This window comes from Paenibacillus sp. EZ-K15, assembly GCF_002573715.1.
In the GTDB taxonomy this organism is placed as follows: Bacteria; Bacillota; Bacilli; order Paenibacillales; family Paenibacillaceae; genus Paenibacillus_AQ.
Map to the genome: position 1 here is coordinate 114,973 of NZ_PDHM01000022.1, position 16,559 is coordinate 131,531.

12 protein-coding genes and 2 pseudogenes are annotated in these 16,559 nt (G+C 48.0%); 6 read left to right on the forward strand and 8 right to left on the reverse strand.

What is annotated here, in order from left to right; genetic code table 11:
• Positions 1-109 precede the first annotated feature (109 nt).
• Complete coding sequence (locus CRG97_RS27255; protein ID WP_098748769.1) at positions 110-685, forward strand: TetR/AcrR family transcriptional regulator; 576 nt, start codon at positions 110-112, stop codon at positions 683-685.
• Between the two features lie 49 nt (positions 686-734).
• Positions 735-1,805, forward strand: coding sequence for a serine hydrolase domain-containing protein (locus CRG97_RS27260; RefSeq protein ID WP_098748770.1), 1,071 nt, complete (start codon positions 735-737; stop codon positions 1,803-1,805).
• A 63-nt stretch (positions 1,806-1,868) separates the two neighbouring features.
• Here CRG97_RS27260 and CRG97_RS27265 read toward each other — a convergent pair whose 3' ends face one another.
• A complete protein-coding gene (locus CRG97_RS27265) occupies positions 1,869-2,786 on the reverse strand; it encodes a YitT family protein (protein WP_076324728.1) in 918 nt (305 codons plus the stop codon).
• A 166-nt stretch (positions 2,787-2,952) separates the two neighbouring features.
• Positions 2,953-4,383 (reverse strand): cardiolipin synthase, encoded by a 1,431-nt coding sequence (cls, locus tag CRG97_RS27270; RefSeq protein ID WP_098748771.1) that lies wholly within the window; start codon positions 4,381-4,383, stop codon positions 2,953-2,955.
• Between the two features lie 238 nt (positions 4,384-4,621).
• On the opposite strand from cls, the gene CRG97_RS27275 reads away from it, so the two are divergent.
• Positions 4,622-5,593 (forward strand): M23 family metallopeptidase, encoded by a 972-nt coding sequence (locus CRG97_RS27275; protein WP_098748772.1) that lies wholly within the window; start codon positions 4,622-4,624, stop codon positions 5,591-5,593.
• Positions 5,594-5,626: 33 nt separating this feature from the next.
• On the forward strand, positions 5,627-6,046 hold the full coding sequence (locus CRG97_RS27280; protein ID WP_098748773.1) for a bactofilin family protein: 420 nt from the start codon (positions 5,627-5,629) through the stop codon (positions 6,044-6,046).
• A 135-nt stretch (positions 6,047-6,181) separates the two neighbouring features.
• Here the strand turns inward: CRG97_RS27280 and CRG97_RS27285 are convergent, their stop codons facing one another.
• On the reverse strand, positions 6,182-6,958 hold the full coding sequence (locus CRG97_RS27285; protein ID WP_098748774.1) for an ABC transporter permease: 777 nt from the start codon (positions 6,956-6,958) through the stop codon (positions 6,182-6,184).
• Positions 6,948-7,865, reverse strand: coding sequence for an ABC transporter ATP-binding protein (locus CRG97_RS27290; protein WP_098748775.1), 918 nt, complete (start codon positions 7,863-7,865; stop codon positions 6,948-6,950). The genes CRG97_RS27285 and CRG97_RS27290 overlap by 11 nt, the downstream gene beginning before the upstream one ends.
• Before the next feature lie 584 nt (positions 7,866-8,449).
• On the opposite strand from CRG97_RS27290, the pseudogene CRG97_RS27295 reads away from it, so the two are divergent.
• A pseudogene (locus CRG97_RS27295) lies at positions 8,450-8,641 on the forward strand (helix-turn-helix domain-containing protein); the annotation flags it as partial.
• Between the two features lie 111 nt (positions 8,642-8,752).
• Here CRG97_RS27295 and CRG97_RS27300 read toward each other — a convergent pair.
• Both CRG97_RS27300 and CRG97_RS27305 read right to left on the reverse strand, forming a co-directional pair.
• On the reverse strand, positions 8,753-9,679 hold the full coding sequence (locus tag CRG97_RS27300) for an LCP family glycopolymer transferase (protein ID WP_098748776.1): 927 nt from the start codon (positions 9,677-9,679) through the stop codon (positions 8,753-8,755).
• Between the two features lie 387 nt (positions 9,680-10,066).
• Entirely contained in the window at positions 10,067-10,384 is a 318-nt protein-coding gene (locus CRG97_RS27305) for a hypothetical protein (RefSeq protein WP_215157799.1), read from the reverse strand.
• A gap of 303 nt (positions 10,385-10,687) precedes the next feature.
• Between CRG97_RS27305 and CRG97_RS27310 the strand changes: the two genes are divergently transcribed.
• The gene (locus CRG97_RS27310; RefSeq protein ID WP_076324736.1) at positions 10,688-11,056 is read left to right on the forward strand and encodes a helix-turn-helix domain-containing protein; all 369 of its coding nucleotides are present in this window, start codon (positions 10,688-10,690) and stop codon (positions 11,054-11,056) included.
• A gap of 91 nt (positions 11,057-11,147) precedes the next feature.
• Here CRG97_RS27310 and CRG97_RS33395 read toward each other — a convergent pair whose 3' ends face one another.
• Positions 11,148-11,294 carry a hypothetical protein gene (locus CRG97_RS33395; protein ID WP_202619007.1) on the reverse strand — a complete coding sequence of 49 codons (147 nt, stop codon included), beginning with the start codon at positions 11,292-11,294 and terminating at the stop codon, positions 11,148-11,150.
• 319 nt (positions 11,295-11,613) lie between these two features.
• Positions 11,614-16,208: pseudogene (gene gltB, locus CRG97_RS27315) on the reverse strand (glutamate synthase large subunit).
• Positions 16,209-16,559 lie beyond the last annotated feature (351 nt).

Here is a 16,559-nt window from a genome sequence, read left to right on the forward strand (position 1 = left end):
TTATACGAAAAGGTTGAACTCGGTCTAATTACTATTTATAATCCATATATATCATGTGATATGTATCACCTGTTTTGCATATAAATAATCTAAGGAGTTGCAAACAGCAATGGCACCAAAAACGAAGTTCACCAAACAAGATATCGTGCTAGCCGCATTTGACATTGCTCAGACGGATGGAATCGAGTCCATCACGATACGAAAAGTAGCCGAACGTCTGGGCAGCTCCATCGCGCCAATCTATGTCAATTTCAACGATGCTGAAGAATTGGTTCAACAGGTCGTCGAAAAGGCCTTTCAGCTAGCCAGAGGATTGATTGCAGAGCAGCAATCCGGTCAGCCGTTCCGGGATATCGGCATGGCAAGTCTGCGATTCGCGAAGGAATACCCTGTGCTCTACCGGGATTTGACCATGAAGAACAATCCCCATTTGAAGAATACCCCGGAACAAATCCGTGAGGTTATCGGGTTAATGAAGTTGGATCCGGAGCTTGCGGGATTTTCTGATCAGGAGCTGCAATCGATTTTTTTGAAGATGCAAACCTTTCAGACAGGTCTCTGTGTCATGCTAGCCAATGATTTGTTTACGGAGAGCGTGGATGACGACAGGATGATCCATATGATGGACGAAGCCGCTGAGGATTTCATTCGTGCCGCTCGTTTGCGGAAACAGCAAGAGACATGAATCTGCATAAGGTATCGATTAATTAGGATCCATGGGAGGTATATGGAGAATGGGAAGAGCCTTGGAGCAGTCGCTTCTGGATAAATGGTTGGCTCAGATCGCTAATAAAAGAAATGTGTTTAGCACGGTTTTGTGCGTCGAGGACCAGAAGCAATCACTCTCCCTTGTCAGCAGCGGCGGGGAGATGCAGACTGGGGACCGCTATTTCATTGCCAGCGTGACTAAATTGTATGTGACAGCCGTAATCTTGAAGTTACGAGCGGAGCAGCGGCTTGGGCTCGATGATCCCATCAGCGAGTACCTTTCAAAAGAGATCATCGCGGGACTCCATATGATGGAGAACAGGGATTACACCGAAGAAATTACCGTCAAACAGTTAATGTCCAATACGTCAGGCATCCCGGACTATTTTTCCGGAGACGTCTTCTCGGAACTCATCGCCGGGCATGATCAGGCTTGGAGTCTGGACAAAACATTGAATGCAGCGAGACGGCGAAAGCCTAAATTCATACCGGGACAGGAGAAAAAAGCCCAATATTCCGACACCAACTATCGGCTGCTTGGGCAGATCATCGAGAATATCAAGGGTGACTCCATTCAGAGCGTATTCAAGGAATACATCTTCGACAAGCTGAATCTGACACAGACGTATTTCTATCATAACCCGGAGGATACGACTCCTGTTCCATTCTATTATAAGAAGAAACGTTTGGACCTTCCTCAGTATATGGCGTCAATCGGAGCGGAAGGCGGCATCGTCTCAACGGCAAGGGAAACGATGATTTTCCTGCGGGCCTTTTTTAATGGGGAATTGTTTCCGATAGGTGATTTGGATGAACTCCAAAGGGAATGGAATTTTCTCTGGGCACCTGGCCCCTTTTTCTATGGCACCGGCATTTCAAGACAGCCGCTTTCTCCATTTGGCTTGAGACGAGGACTCATCGGTCACTGGGGTCAATCCGGCGCATTTGCCTTCCATCACCCTGAATCAGGACTTTATTTCACCGGAACCGTTAACCAGGCTGTCGGTCAATCCGCGGCTGTGCAGGCGATGACAAGAATCATTCGTCAATATGGACGGGAGAAGAAGGCACTTCGCTTGCACGCAGATGTCCCTTAAACAAAAAAAATGTTCCACCCGTGTTAACTCTCAACATGGGTGGAACATCGGAATATTGGTGCATTAATGAATGGCCTTCTTCTTAAAGCGGCCGCCCTTCACATCATGGATATTCCCGATGGCAACAAAAGCCTGGGAATCCCAATCTTCTACGATGGATTTGAGCTTCGCTTCTTCCAGGCGGGTAATGACAACAAAGATAACTTTCTTGCTGTCGCCGGAATAAGCGCCCTCTCCCTCCAGATAGGTTACACCGCGCCCAAGACGTTGGGTCAGCGCATCACCGATCTCCTTATGCTTATCACTGATAATCCAAACCGATTTGGATTGATCAATGCCTTCAATTGTAATGTCAATCAGTTTAAACGCCAGGTAATAAGCAATCAGCGAGTACATGGCATGATCCCAACCGAAAATAAATCCTGCGCTGCCAAGAATAAATACGTTAATGAACATCACGATTTCACCGACAGAGAACGGCGTCTTTTTGTTGATCAGAATAGCCACGATTTCCGTTCCATCCAGGGAGCCGCCAGACCGGATAACAAGACCTACCCCGATTCCGAGCAGAACGCCGCCGAACACGGCCGCAAGCAGCGGATCAATGGTGATCGGATCAACGGGATGTAGAAAATAAGTTCCAATGGACATGATCACGACGGCGAACAGCGTGGATAATGCAAAGGTTTTCCCGATTTGTTTATATCCCATAAATAAAAATGGAAGGTTGAACAAGGTCAGGAATACACCTAACGGAACATTGGTGATATGGGAAACCATAATGGATACACCGGTAATGCCCCCGTCAATAATTCTGTTGGGTACCAGAAAGATCTCCAGCCCTACTGCCATCAATACCGCACCGAAAGTTAAGAACACCAGACGACGGAGAAGCTTCAAGGTGGTTGAGCCTGCCTTGGGATTCTCCGGCTTCTGCTGCTCCGCTTTCACTTGCGCAAGAATCTTCACATCACTTGACATAAATCTCCCCCGTTCAACTTATGAAAAATAAGCTAATTTATATTTATAAGTGAAACCCTTATAAATATTCTATCATAGAATAAATGCTGGACATAGAACTTTCAGGTCTCTTCCTGAATTTCACTTGCCTTTTCAACACTCTCACATCTGATGTGAGATGTTACACTTATAGTAAGGGTGACAGCATCCTGCATAAAATTTCGGCTGCTTTCTGCCATCTTCCGCGCTGACGAAACCTCTCCGCATCAATCTGCCTGCTCTGTTTGAGATCCTCCTTAAAATCCGCAACCAACTGCTCTATCGGCAGTTGATCAAACAGTACGGCTGTCAGCTCAAAATTACAGAAGAAACTCCGCATATCCATATTCGCCGTACCGACCGAACCGAGAAGTTCGTCCACGATGAGCACCTTGGCATGGATGAATCCTTTTTCATACTCGTAGAAGGTAACTCCAGCTGCCAGCAGCTCTTCCACGTAGGACAAGCTTGCCATCTTCACAAAACGGGAATCGGCACGATCCGGAATAATGATCCGTACATCCACACCGCTCACCGCTGCCGTCTTCAGCGCCTCATATATCCCTTCATCGGGAATGAAATACGGCGTTGTGATCCATATCCGTTCTTTGGCTACGGAAATCGCCCCGAAGCACATCTCCTGAATGGCATTCCAGCTCAGATCCGGTCCGCTGCTCAAAATTTGCACTTGCTCATCCCCGGTGCATTGATGCTCCGGGAACAGCCCGAAATCCGCAATACGCTCCCCGGAAGCAAGCTTCCAGTCATGCAGAAACACATTTTGCAGGAAATAGACTGCATCTCCCTTAACTTCCAGATGCGTATCGCGCCAGTAGCCCATTTTCGGATATTCGCCCAGATAGTCGTCCCCGACGTTAATCCCGCCAAGAAAACCGATCGTGCCATCCACCACAACGATTTTACGGTGATTCCGGTAATTGATTCTGCGGCTGAACATCGAAACCATGGCGGGCAGGAAGAAATAGAACTCCACTCCCGATTCCTTAAACCGCTCAATGAACGTTTTCTTGAGTTTATAACTGCCCAGCCCATCACAAACCAGACGTACCTTTACGCCTTCCTTCGCCTTTCGAATCATGACCTCCTGAAACTTCGTGCCGATCCGGTCATGACGAAAGATATAAAACTCCACATGAATATGATCTTTGGCTTGCTCCATCGCGCTCAGCATGGCAGCGTAAGTCTCTTTCCCATCCGTCAACACTCGGCTCTGATTACACCCTGTAATCGGACTCTCCGACAAGTGATTAAGCAGATTGAACAAACGATCATTGTGATGAAATCCGGCATTGTTCATATCTTCCTTGTGCCGAACAACGGCGGCCCGATCCCACAGGTGCCCCCTGAGTTCCTGAAACAGTCTGGAGCCCCGCTTGCGAATCTTCAGCCGCTTCTGATAGTCCCTCGCCACAAAGAAATAGAGTACAAACCCGATCAATGGGAGGCAAAATAAAATAAACAGCCAGGCCACGGCCTTGGACGGATTCCGAAACTCCAGCAACAGCACTGCAACCATCTGCAAAATAAAAGTAATAAGTGCAACCAGAAGCCATACCATATCGACAGCCTCCTCAGCATGAATAATAGTCGTATTTTGAACCGAATAACTACACTACATCATTGACCAATTCCATATGTATTTATTCAATTACCCAATGACGCACCATACTGAATAAGTTCTCTTATCTAATAATTTTTGACATGTTCTTCGAAAGAATAGAATACATACTAGATAAGGAGCTGGCCAAGTCTAGCGGGTACCATGATTCATAAATGATGTATGGAAGGGAGATGCCATGAAAACCACACACCGTAAACAACGCTTAACCCTGCTGGTGCTTCGGGATGCCCAGCATTCAGTCAAACAGATCCATCTGTCCAAACCTCTAATGATAGCGGTGCCCGCGGCCGCTATTTTGTCCATCGCCGGACTGATCGTTTCCCTGCAGATCCAGTCGGCCCAAACGATCTCGGGGCTGGAACAGCAGCTGATGCTCAGAAGCCTGGAAGCCTTAAAGATGGAAGTGACGGTCACCGACAAGGAGGAAGCCATAGAACGACTAAACAAAGCTATCATTCAGCTGTCGGGTGAAGCAGAGCAAACGAAGGTCCAGATGGAGCGCGTTCAGCAGTTGGAGCAGGAGCTTCAACAGTTTATTCAGAAGCACGGCAGCTTATCAGGACAGACCTCCTCCATCACAGCTGAGGATAAGCAGCATGTCGGAGGGGAATTCATTGCCGTTCATGAGAATGAAATGTTAAGTCTCGCAAGGGAGACCCATGATGATTTTGAGGAGATTCAGCAGTTGATTTCACGTATGGAGCGTCATATTCCGCGTACGCTGGATCAAGCCCAGGAGACCCAAGAGAAACGTGAAGGCACACCCTCACTGTGGCCAACCACTTCTAAACGACTGACATCGAATTTTGGTTATCGGAGCGATCCTTTTAGCGGGCGTTCGGCCTATCATGCCGGCATCGATATTGCCGGTAAAACCGGCGATCCGATCTATGCCGCAGGCGCTGGTGAGGTGACGGCAGCGGAACGCAGCGGAGCCCGGGGGCTTTATATCGTAGTCAAACATCCGAATGGTCTGGAGACCTGGTACATGCATCTGGACAGTCTGGCCGTGTCGGTAGGCGATCATGTCGAGCAAGGTGAATCCATTGGCAAGCTGGGATCCTCCGGGCGAAGCACAGGCCCTCATCTTCATTTCCAGGTCGTCAAAAACAACCAGACGATTGACCCATTGCCTTATCTGCAGTAAGCACCATCCATTCATGATGAGGAGGAATGTAATATGAAAAAGAAAAACAAGAACAAGCGGGCTTCCCAGCGAACAGATACGCTGATTGGACCAGGAAGTGAAGTTGAGGGCGTGCTGCAATGCGAGGATAATCTGCGGATTGACGGGCGCTTTAACGGCTCCATCGAAAGCCAAGGCTGTGTGACCATCGGCGAAGAAGCGATTGCCCGCTCCAATATCTCCGCTCGGGAAGTTATCGTGGCCGGCAAGGTGTATGGCGATGTGACGGCGGAAAACAAACTGACCATCACGCCTACGGGACAGATGTACGGGGATGTTTACGCCGCTTCCCTGATCGTTATGGAAGGCGGACTCCTAAATGGAGCAAGCCGAATGGAGCATCAAACCACGACTCAAGAAGCTGCGGAGTCAACGGACACCACACTACCGCTTCAGCGATCGGAAGCAGGTTAACCTGGCATATGGACGACCACCCGAACCCGGCAGTATTATATCGTTCGGCCCGTTCTTTCAGCCGACATAATCAAAGAGCCCCTTCCCATCCATGTGATTCACACGGGTAGAAGGAGCTCTTTTCTTATCCATAAATTAAGCTGCAACGTCTCTCTTCGTAAAGGCTAACCAAGAGATAAGCATGAACAACAAGCAATAAACAACCAGAATCGTGATGGAGAAACCCAGCCCCACTCCGCCCGGTCCGACAGGCGACTGGATATAGCCGCTTAGGTCGATGTGGAGAAAGAGTAAATACTTCGCCCATTCAAACCGCTCCGGATTAAAGATAAAACCGAAAATATCTTTGGTGAACAGGAGCATCAGCGATAATCCAATCGCCAGACCGCCAGAACGAAACACCGTAGAGAGCATAAACGCAATTAGCGAGATGACCAGCGCCTGGATCGTATCGGTCAGCAGGAGAAGCAGCGAGTTGTTCATCGATGATCCCGCGAATCCGTCTGATAATCCGGTGTTGCCGGAAAACAACAGCAGCGAAATAGCGATCCCTACCACGGCCGTAATTCCCGCACAGAGCAGACCGAATAGAATTAGGGAGGTGAATTTGGACAACAGAATCTTCCCTCGGCTCCACGGCCGGATCAGCAGCAATTTGATGGTGCCTCCGGCAAACTCCCCGGCCACGATATCCGCAGCGATAATTACCGTAAATATCGTACTTAGGTAGATGGTGAAACTTTCCGTCCATGTAAATACGGTCCAGACATCCATCGGCGCATTCGTATAGTACAGCATGATAGGCATGGCCGCATTAAACAAGAGGAGAATCGCCAGCATGACCCATGTCCGTACGCGATAGTAGATTTTCATATTCTCATTGGCAACAAGACGGGTAAAGTTATTCAACAACGGATCCCCCTCCCGTCATTTCCAAAAATTGATCCTCTAGCGAACGGGTCACCGGCTGTATGGCATATACGCGTATGCCTGCCCCAACCAATGCCGCGTTGATATCTGCAATCATATTCTCGTCGCCGCTAACAATGATTCGGTGATCGCGGGCTGACGCTTGATATTCCTGGAGCAGCGCTGCCGCTGCATCCGCATCATTGACGGTAAATGCGGTCTCTTCAAACACCCGCTCTCCCTCGGCCGTCCGCAGCTGACGGATATCAATCAGCTTGCCGTGACGTATAATGCCAACGGTATCACACATCAGCTCCATTTCAGACAGCAAATGACTGGAGACGAATACGGTCGTCCCTTCCTCCTGCGTCAATCTGCGCAAATAATCACGCAGCTCCCGAATGCCCTGCGGGTCCAAGCCATTCGTAGGCTCGTCCAGGATCAGAAGCTTCGGCCGGTGCAGCAGTGCCTGTGCCACGCCAAGCCGTTGGCGCATCCCCAGCGAATAGGTCTGCACTTTCTCATGAATCCGATTCCCGAGCCCGACAAGTTCCACGACCTCATCGATACGTTCTTTGGTAATGCCCTGCATCATGCGCGCAAAATGCTTCAGATTGTTATAACCAGACAAAAATTTATACATCTCAGGGTTCTCGACGATCGCCCCGATCTGAGCGGCTGCCTGTTCATAATTCTTCCGTATGCTGTAACCCCCGATGGTAATATCCCCTTGGGTAATGGACATCAGCCCGACCATCATGCGAATGGTCGTTGTCTTGCCTGCTCCGTTCGGCCCAAGAAATCCGAAGATTTGCCCAGGTGGGATATCTAAAGTCACATGATCTACCAAAACCTTGGACGAGATTTTCTTCGTAACCCCGAGCAGTCTTACCAGCGGTTCCTGCTTCATGTAATCTATTCTCCTTTGCCCTTGTATCATGTCAATCTCCACAATTATACAATACTAGAGCAAAGGACAAAATTGTTGAAATGCATGACCCCGACACTGCATAGGAATGGAGCCGTCTACTTGCGATGCACCAACAAATCCGATTGACACTCCTTGCAGACTCCCGCCGGAACATTATGCTTATAGAAGCCGGTTTTATACAAGTTGTGGCTTTGGGTGATGGGAAGCATCCGACAGCAACTGACGCAATACATCATCACTTCTTTCATCCCGTCATCTCCTCTCCGGGATTGGTGCATCTATTTTATGCACGGAATGATACATAATGTATCCACAATAAAAATTCTATATAAATTGTTACTCTTTGTCAAACGTAAATAAATCAATTCATGTTAAGACTACAGGACCTGAAATGTCCATTATATTAGAAGGTTAAAGATACATTTTTTTCTAAATTTTAAATAATTGCTACAATATGTATTGACGATAGACGGAAATTAAGATACATTTTGTATCATATTAGATGTTTTTATATGATGTATGTTTGCTCTAAATTAATGGAACTTGTAGAGAGGTGAGTATGAATGTCATATGGATCTCGCATTGCAAAATTGCGGGAGCAAAAAGGTTGGACCCAAGAAGAGCTATCCGAACGTATTGGAATCAGTCGGGCTTCTTTATCACATTATGAAAAGGATCGCCGAGAACCAAACCTGGAAACGCTAACAAGATTAGCGGACGTATTTCAAACCACGATTGATCAAATCATTGGAAGATAGTCTGTTCAATCCCCCCACTCAAAAAATAATCAAAATAACCTAAAACTTCGTTATTCTCCTTCACACACAAAACCCCCTCTACTCAAAAAGGGGGTTTTGTGTTACGAGTCATTCCATATACGCTCTTAAAGTAGACGTTATCTTTTCTCTTTCTTGATCACCGACGATATAATACCAAATTCCATTCATTTTTTGACCATGGCCTGCAATTTCAACCTGCTCAACCTTTTTCAGTTTTTGACGGTACTCTGTTACAAACATCTTCATCTCTTCAAACGAAATATCCGTTTTGACACTGCTCCCAATGTTATCCAGAAGTGATTCCAGTTTAAAGACAGTCGAAACCCTTATTAACTTGTTTAAGATCCCTTTCAGAACTTCCCGTTGCCTTGTATTTCTACCTAAGTCTCCCTTAGGATCTTCAAAGCGCATACGCGAGAATGCCAGTGCTTCATCACCGTTTAAGTTCAACTTCCCCTGATCAAAGTCATAGCCAGCATATGCGAACCCCATATTGTTATTTACGGTGACTCCACCCAATGAATCTACAATGCTGGAGAAGCCCTCCATGTCCACTTTAATGTAGTAATCGATAGGGAATTGCAAAAAATTCTCGACGCTGCTGACCGACATCTCAACGCCTCCAAAGGCATAGGCATGATTGATTTTATCCACCGTTCCATGTCCTACAATATCAGTCCTCGTATCACGCGGGATATTAAAAATCAGTACTGACCCCTTTGCAGGGTTTACTGCCATTAATATCATGACATCGGATCGCCCACGATCATAGGGCCTTTGGTCTACGCCCAAAACTAGGACAGTAAATGGATCAGCGTCCCTCATATTTTTATCGCCGACCTGAATTGTCGTCCGATCCTGTACGAAGGTTGGGACTACAGGTGAAGGCTCCCTTTCTTCGTAAATCCGATTAGCTGTCGATTTAATGGATTGATACGTATACAGAAGATACGCAGAAGGCAGCAGTATAAGAATAGCTAGAAGCCACAGGACCCATTTCCTTCTCATTTTCATCCAGTGATGCCCTCCATTGCATTGACCTTATCCTGTTCCGTTAAAGGTCGATGTTGAATCATTAAACACATTGAATTCATAGTGAACAAGGGTCAGGGGAAAAAGAACTCGCAGAAATATGTATCGAGGAGGTTTCATGATTACAATGAACTAAATATACAACTCCAATTCAAGATTGAATATAAATCTACATATGAAATCATATAAACAAGTTCATTTATAGTAGGAGAAAAACAACGATATTCTAAACCCATCCCACATCATGCACAAGGATTTAAGGTAAAAGAACTAATGACCAAGCAACATAAATATAGTAGAATATCAATAAACCATGATAATGATTCATCGTGAATACCTGTTCGCTGCAGGCTATCCATGAATTACGTTTCAGTTATAGAGACTCATTTTATTCGACTCGCTGTGACCGAACATCATTCGGTTCAACATACCCACGATACGGGTCTTTTTATCGCCATCTGTATAGAATTCCGTATGATACAATTGGCGTCCATAAAAGAGTCCCCTTGATTCAATGTGGCCTGAAAGCAGAATATGATCCACATTATCATCAATTTCGTAACCCAATATAACATTAGAATGAATCGGTATTTCCCAAGGACATAGGAATACAAGACCACTTGGCAGCAACTCTAGCGGTGTAACGGAATGACTTTTCCCATGAATGGTTAATTCCCCGATCTGCATGACTCTAATCCTTACTGTAATTTGGTGTTGCCGTTCTCGTAACATTGGAGGTAACTCATCCGCTCCTTATTATAATTTTTTGGTATGGGACATTTCTGCACTGGATAAAATGATACTAACTGTACCCAAACCTTTACATTGTAGATACAATATGTATCTTATTAATGTTTATAATACGATACATATTGTATCTAGTCAATAAAAAGTAGCCTTTTTATGTATAGAATAAACCGGCAATTTCAACTTATAGATCTATTCAATTAACTTCTATAGATACAAGCCATTCGAAAGGGGGATCAATGCGTGAACTACGGAGAACGAATATCAGAATTACGTGAACAGCATGGATGGACTCAGGAAGAGCTCGCTACCTCTGTCGGTATTACACGTGCTGCACTATCCCATTATGAAAAAAATCGGCGCAAGCCCGATTTCGAAACATTGACCCGCCTGGCAGATCTGTTTGACGTATCCATAGATTATCTGATCGGGAGAACGACACAGGAAAAAACGGTGCTTGATGCGGAGGTTCGATCGTTTGTGGACGGACTTGAACTATCCGACGAGGATTTATTGGAACGCTTTAACCTTACAGTGGACGGCCGCAAGCTCACTGAAGACGAAGCCAAGCGATTTATTGCATTTGTTCGCATGGAACGGGCTATGAAATAACGGCTTTACGCCCAAGAACTACAAATCCCCGACGTGTAGGATACTACTATCACAACATGTCGGGGATTTTCTTGTCACCATAAGACCCTATCTAATCTTTTCGTAATTCCTCCATTTGCAGCCATTTATCAGGATGGATTCCCAATTGAGTCATGAGCTTATTGATGTCGATGTTCATTTTCTGTTGGTCAAGCCGCTGCTCGGTGCTTCCGGAGCCTCTCTCCTTGTCCACACTCATTTCCACAACTACCTCGCTTATCTATAATTTCCTCTCCATCCCAGCTGCTCATACTTGTTGAAATTACATGTATACAGCAACAACCTATTAAACAACTTACTTACCAATATTATAACTAACGAATCCACATGATGCTGTCGTCTTGTGGAGCCTTTGTCCTATGCTTCGGGTTCTAATTTTGTCGAATTTTCTTTTGGAATATTTTGTTGAAAATACAAATTTCTTAATAAGACTATCGTAACTTATTTATATATGAAAAAAAACCACATTGCATTCATTAAAGAACACAATGTGGTTACTGATAGCATAACATCAGATGTTAGTTCCCTGTACGAGCCAATTCTTTCATATTCGCCTCAAAAGCGGCGAGGAGTGCAGCTTCACCCGCCAGGCCTTGATCTTGCGCCTTTTCGATATGCAGCAGCATGCGCTTGTAATCCTTCGGAATAATACGGACAAAGCGGCTGAGCGCCTGATCCCAATCTCCTAGAATTTGCTGTGCCGGCACACTGCCGGTGTACTGCTCATGCTGCTGGACAAGATGATGGAGTGCTTCCGCTTCTGCTGTTTCCTCCACGCGCTCAAGGAGCACCATCTCCAGATTGCAGCGATCCACAAAAGTTCCTTCAGGATCATAGACGTAGGCTACACCGCCAGACATCCCGGCCGCGAAGTTGCGTCCGGTTTCGCCGAGCACGACTACCCGGCCGCCGGTCATGTATTCGCAGCCATGATCACCAACTCCTTCAACCACAATGTTCGCACCCGAGTTACGAACGGCAAAGCGCTCACCGGCAATGCCTCTTACGTAGGCTTCACCGCCTGTAGCACCATAGAACGCGGTATTACCGGCAATAATGTTCTCCTCGGCTTTGAAGGTTGCTTTCGGCGAAGGCTTCACGATCAGCTTGCCGCCGGAAAGGCCTTTACCGATATAGTCATTCGCATCCCCTTCCACCGTCAGCGTCATCCCTTTCGGCACAAAGGCACCAAAGCTCTGGCCTGCGGAACCCACGAAGTTAAATTGAATCGTGTCTTCAGGTAGTCCAGCAGCACCGTATTTGCGTGTGACTTCACTGCCCAGAATGGTACCTACTGCACGATCCACGTTTGTGATTGGGAAGGTGCCTTCCACCGCTGCTCCCGATTCCAATGCAGGCGCAGCGCTGCTGAGCAGTGAACGCATATCCAGCGTTTCTTCCAGGCCATGATTCTGTCTTTGCGTACGATAGCGAGTGGTGCCTTCCGGAAGCTCCGGCGTATACAGCAATGCGGAGATATCCACGCCTTTCTTCTTCCAGTGATGATCCGCTTTAACGGCATCCAGGCAATCGGTACGTCCAATCATCTCATTAATGGTTCGGAAACCAAGCTCTGCCATCAGCTCGCGCATGTCTTGAGCGACAAAACGCATGAAGTTGGCAACATGCTCCGGATCTCCTGTAAAGTTCTTACGCAGCTCCGGATTCTGCGTGGCTACGCCAACCGGACAGGTATCCATTTGGCAGACACGCATCATGATACATCCGACGGCAACCAATGGTGCCGTAGAGAAGCCATACTCTTCGGCCCCAAGCAGAGCCGCTACCACCAAGTCGCGTCCGTTCAGCATTTTGCCATCCGTCTCGAGCACAACGCGGTCACGCAGATTGTTCATGATGAGTGTCTGATGGGTCTCGGCAAGGCCAAGCTCCCAAGGCATACCCGCATGACGGATCGAGCCTTGCGGCGAAGCCCCCGTTCCACCATCGTAACCACTGACCAGAATGATATCGGCGCGGCCCTTCGCAACGCCAGCGGCGATCGTACCCACACCTACCTCGGATACGAGCTTCACGTTAATATCCGCACGCGGGTTGGAATTCTTCAGGTCGTAAATAAGCTCCGCCAAATCCTCAATGGAGTAGATATCATGATGCGGCGGCGGCGAAATCAGGCCAACACCTGGGTCGAACCACGAACCTCGGCTACCCAAGGATATACTTTACGGCCCGGCAGCTGTCCACCTTCACCCGGCTTCGCCCCCTGCGCCATCTTAATCTGGATCTCGTCCGCGTTCACCAGGTAGTTGGAGGTTACGCCGAAACGTCCGGAAGCCACCTGCTTGATAGCGCTGCGGCGGGAATCGCCGTTAGCGTCCGGGATGAAACGTGCCGGATCCTCTCCGCCTTCACCCGTATTGCTCTTGCCTCCGATGCGGTTCATCCCGATCGCAAGGCTCTCATGCGCTTCCTTGCTGATCGAGCCGAATGACATCGCGCCCGTTTTGAATCGGCGCATAATGGATTCTACGGATTCAACCTCATCCAGTGGTACCGGTTCGCCGATCGGCTTGATTTCGAGCAGTGAGCGCAGCGTAAGATGCTGCTCATTCTCCCCTTTCACAAGCTCTGCATATTTTTTATAAGTTGCATAGTCATTGGTTCGGACAGCCTGCTGCAGCAAATGGATGGTTCTCGGGTTGAACAAATGCTCTTCCCCGTCAGCTCTCCATTGATATTCGCCGGCTGAATCCAGCGCTTTATCGTTCCCATCCTTATCGGTAAAGGCACGCTCGTGATGGGCCAGAGTTTCCTTGGCCACTTCTTCCAGACCGATACCCCCGATACGGGATGGCGTCCGTGTGAAATAGCTTTCTACGAAATCTTCTTTGAGGCCGACGGCCTCAAAGATCTGGGCCCCGCGATAAGATTGAATCGTGGAGATCCCCATTTTCGACAACACTTTGACAACGCTCTTGTTTGCCGCTTTAATGTAATTCTTCACCGCTTTCTCATGCGAGATCCCGCGAAGCATGCCTTCCGCAATCATGTCATCCAGTGTTTCGAACGCCAGATACGGATTGACCGCGCTCACGCCGTAACCCAGCAGCAGGGCATAATGATGCACTTCGCGAGGCTCACCGGATTCAAGCAGGATCGCCACCTTGGTTCGGGTTCCCTGACGGATCAGGTGATGATGGAGTGATGATACGGCAAGCAGCGATGGAATCGCAGCATTGTCTTTATCCACGCCGCGGTCCGACAAGATCAAGATGTTATGGCCCTTGGCAATGACCCGGTCCGCTGCCTCGCAAAGGGTTTCGATTGCTTGGCGAAGCCCTTCTGCACCTTCCGCTGCCGGGAAGAAAATCGGAATGGTCATGGATTTGAAGCCGGGACGACGAACGTGGCGCAGCTTCGCAAAATCTTCATTCGAGAGCACCGGCGAATCCAGACGGATGTGACGGCAGCTTTCGGGCTCCGGCTTCAGCAGATTACGCTCCGGACCGATTGTTGTTGCCGTTGAAGTGACCAGTTCTTCACGAATCGCATCAATCGGCGGATTCGTCACCTGGGCGAACATCTGCTTGAAGTAGTTGAACAGCCGCTGCGGACGATCGGACAACACCGCGAGCGGTGCATCATATCCCATGGATGCAACAGCTTCCGCACCCGTGATCGCCATCGGCTCGATTACTTTGCGCAGCTCCTCATACGTATAACCGAAGGCTTGCTGCAGTTGACGTACATTTTCATGCTTTGGATCCGGCAGTTCCGGTGGTTCAGGAAGATCATGAAGCTCTACCAGATGCTCTTCGAGCCATTCAGAGTATGGAAGTTCCGCGGCGATGCTTGCTTTAACTTCTTCATCGGAGATGATCCGGCCTTCCTGCGTGTCAACGAGCAGCATCCGGCCAGGACGCAAGCGGTCCTTATACAGCACATTTTCCGGCGGAATATCCAGTACGCCCGCTTCGGAGGACAGAATGATCAGATCATCCTTCGTTACATAATAACGGGATGGACGCAGTCCGTTCCGGTCCAGGGTAGCCCCGATCTGAACACCGTCCGTGAACGCCATTGCGGCCGGGCCGTCCCATGGCTCCATCAGGGTGCTGTGGTATTCGTAGAATGCTTTTTTGGTCTTATCCATACTCTCATGGTTGCTCCACGGCTCAGGGACCATCATCATGGCCACATGCGGCAGGGAACGACCGCTGAGATACAGGAATTCAAATGTATTATCGAACATACCGGTATCGGATCCGTCCGGATTGATGACAGGTTTAACCTTCTCCAGATCGCTTCCGAACAGTTCATGCTCAAACAGTGATTGACGGGCGTGCATCCAGTTGACATTCCCGCGCAGCGTGTTGATCTCGCCGTTGTGAATCATGAAGCGGTACGGATGCGCACGTTCCCAGCTTGGGAAAGTGTTCGTACTGAAACGGGAGTGAATCAGCGCGATAGCGGATTCCAATCCTTCTTCCTGCAGGTCCAAGTAAAATTCCCCCACCTGCTCCGTCGTTAACATGCCTTTGTATACGATTTTCCGACAGGAAAGGCTGGACACATAGAAGCTATCGCCTTCGGGCTTGCCGCTGTAACGGATAGCCAGCTCGGCCCGACGGCGGATAACATACAGCTTGCGCTCGAACGAGAGATCATCCTGAATGTCGGCGCTTCGTCCAATGAACACTTGGCGAACATACGGCTTTGCCGCTTTTGCTGATTTACCCAGCATTTCATCATGGGTTGGGACATCACGGAATCCAAGCAGGGTCTGACCTTCTTCAGCAATAATCGAAGCCAACTGGTCTTCATGGGCCAAACGGACAGCAGGATCATGGGATAGGAACAGCATGCCGGCACCATAATGCCCGGCTTCCGGAAGCTCAAAGCCCAGTTTCGCTGCTTCGGAGGAGAAGAAAGAGTGAGGAATTTGCAACATAATCCCAGCACCGTCACCGGAGTTCGGCTCGCTGCCCTGACCGCCGCGATGCTCCATATTAGCAAGCATGGTCAGCGCGCTGCTAACGATTTCATGGGATGGCTTACCCTTGATATGGGCAACAAAACCCATACCGCAAGCATCTTTTTCAAACTGCGGATCATAGAGGCCCTGTTTCTGGGGAAAATCAGTATGTTTCATAAGATGCAACCTTTCTTTGTATAGAATAAAATGCTGCTGATCAATAACAGAAAACATAAAGGTTGGACATCAATCCTCTCCTGCAGTGAACACACTGTCATGAGGCGATGCAGTATTGTGCAAAAGCGGCAAGGGGTAACATTTACCTAACACGTAAGATTTATTAGTTCTATATATTTTAGCACCGTCATACAGTGCAGGCAATTCAAAGTTTTTATGAATTTGATAAGAATTGTTTTTATGAGAGTTATCACAATACACTGTTAAAACTTATGTAGAATAGTGCAAAAAAACATGCAAATAAAACATTCCGAACAGGCGGTTTTGTTCACCTTCTCTCATTTCCACACA